Genomic DNA, 2,166 nt, shown 5'->3' on the forward strand with positions numbered 1-2,166 from the left:
GGCTCGGCACTACGAAATCTCTTGCACCTTCGGGCGTTGATTTTATCAAAACTGGCGTTTCGACTTCGATAAAATCTTGTGCGTCCATGTAGATACGTGTTTGTTGTGCCATTTTATGACGCAACTGAAGATTCTGACGCACAGCACTACGACGTAGGTCAAGATAACGATATTTCATGCGAATATCATCGCCACCATCGGTTTCGTCTTGAATCAAAAACGGTGGTAATTTGGCAGGATTTAGCACTTCGAGTGAAGTAACTTTTATTTCAATATCTCCTGTTTCGATTTTATCATTTTTTGCAATACGCTCAACTACCTCGCCAGTAGCCTGAATCACAAACTCACGGCTTAAAGTACGTGCCGTTGAGATGGCGTTTGCATCGGTGCTATTTTCATTTAAAATTAATTGTGTGATGCCATAACGGTCACGGAGGTCAACGTAAATAATACCACCTTTATCACGAACAACTTGTACCCAACCGCTCAATGTAACGGTTTTGTTCACATCAGAGATTCTTAGTTCTCCGCACGTATGAGTTCTTAACATTATTCTTTATCAGTTAACAATTTTTGGTTATTAATGAGCAACTTTATTAAGCCCACTAATTTTTCTGCAAAAGTAAGGATTTTTACTTAAAGAATGGAGTATAATAATATAAATTGGGAATTAGTAGCATTCATTGCCGTCTGCTTTAGCTGACGGATAACTGAGAGAAAAACAAATTCGGCTTTAGCCAAAATTTAAACCAATGTTTTGTTGGGCTAAAGCCAAATTGGAGTCTTCCATTTTGTATCCGTCAGTTAAAACTGACGGCAATGAATCTAATTTTCTACTTAAAAGCCGAAATCCCAGTAATTGCATGACCCATAATCAATAAATGAATATCGTGCGTGCCTTCGTAGGTTACGACCGATTCGAGATTCATCTGATGACGCATGATTGAATATTCACCTGTAATGCCCATTCCGCCGTGAATTTGGCGTGCTTCACGGGCAATTTCTAAGGCCATTGCTACATTATTTCTCTTTGCAAGCGAGATTTGTGCGGTTGTTGCTTTTCCTGCATTTTTCAGATTGCCCAATCGCCAGCAAACTAATTGTGCTTTGGTGATTTCGGTGAGCATTTCGGCCAATTTCTTTTGTACTAACTGAAAAGAGGCAATTGGTTTATCGAACTGAATACGATCCATCGCATACCTGCGTGCCGACTCGTAGCAGTCCATTGCCGCTCCTAAAGCTCCCCACGCAATGCCATAACGGGCATTATCCAAGCACGACATTGGTGCTTTTAGCCCATCGGCTTCGGGTAAAATATTAGATTTTGGTACTCGTACATTATCAAAAACTAATTCGCCCGTGATACTCGCACGTAACGACCACTTGCCGTGAATTTCGGGCGTAGTAAAACCTTCCATTCCTCGTTCAACGATGATTCCTTTGATTCGTCCTTGCTCGTTTTTTGCCCAAACTACCGCCACATCTGCTTTTGGCGAGTTTGAAATCCACATTTTTGAGCCATTCAGAATTACATGGTCGCCGTCTTCTTTGAAATTGGTCGTCATGCCGCTTGGGTTTGAGCCAAAATCTGGTTCGGTAAGTCCGAAGCAACCTAAATATTCTCCACTACCCAATTTTGGCAAGAATTTCTTTTTCTGTTCTTCGCTACCATATTTATAAATCGGAAACATTACGAGTGAGCCTTGAACCGAGGCCGTCGAACGCATTCCCGAATCTCCTCTTTCAATTTCCTGCATCATTAGGCCATACGAAATATAATCGAGGCTTTGCCCGCCATATTCCAGGGGAATTGTCGGCCCGAAAACACCCATATCACCCATTTTTTTGACGATAAACTCAGGAAACTCACAGCGTTGAGCAGCATCTTCGATGATGGGTGAAATTTCTTTTTTCACGAAATCACGCACTGCCGAACGAATCATAAGTTGTTCTTCGGTAAATAAATCATCTATCTGATAAAAATCAGGCGATTCGAATTCATCTTTTTTATTTGAGCGTTGGAAGGTCTGTTGAGAAGGAATCATTTTATTAATGAAGAATTGATAATGGAGAATGAATAATATTTTGCAAAACAGCAGTTTATTGCTTTACAAAAATATGATTTTGCTTATGAAATAAAAAAGGGACTTCGTAAATAAGTCCCTT

Annotated in this window: 2 protein-coding genes; both read right to left on the reverse strand. The window is 40.4% G+C overall.

Annotated features, from left to right (window positions below):
* A partial coding sequence (locus tag ACOVO2_RS03760; RefSeq protein ID WP_421768686.1) for an amino acid--tRNA ligase-related protein occupies window positions 1–550 on the reverse strand: 550 nt, incomplete at its 3' end.
* Between the two features lie 283 nt (window positions 551–833).
* Window positions 834–2,045, reverse strand: coding sequence for an acyl-CoA dehydrogenase family protein (locus ACOVO2_RS03765; protein WP_421768687.1), 1,212 nt, complete (start codon window positions 2,043–2,045; stop codon window positions 834–836).
* Window positions 2,046–2,166 lie beyond the last annotated feature (121 nt).

Source organism: Emticicia sp. (assembly GCF_049241225.1).
Classification (GTDB): domain Bacteria; phylum Bacteroidota; class Bacteroidia; order Cytophagales; family Spirosomataceae; genus Emticicia.

Coding starts and splice junctions, on each gene's coding strand:
- ACOVO2_RS03765 (WP_421768687.1), bottom strand. CDS start 2,045: ATGATTCCTTCTCAACAGACCTTCCAACGCTCAAATAAAAAAGATGAA.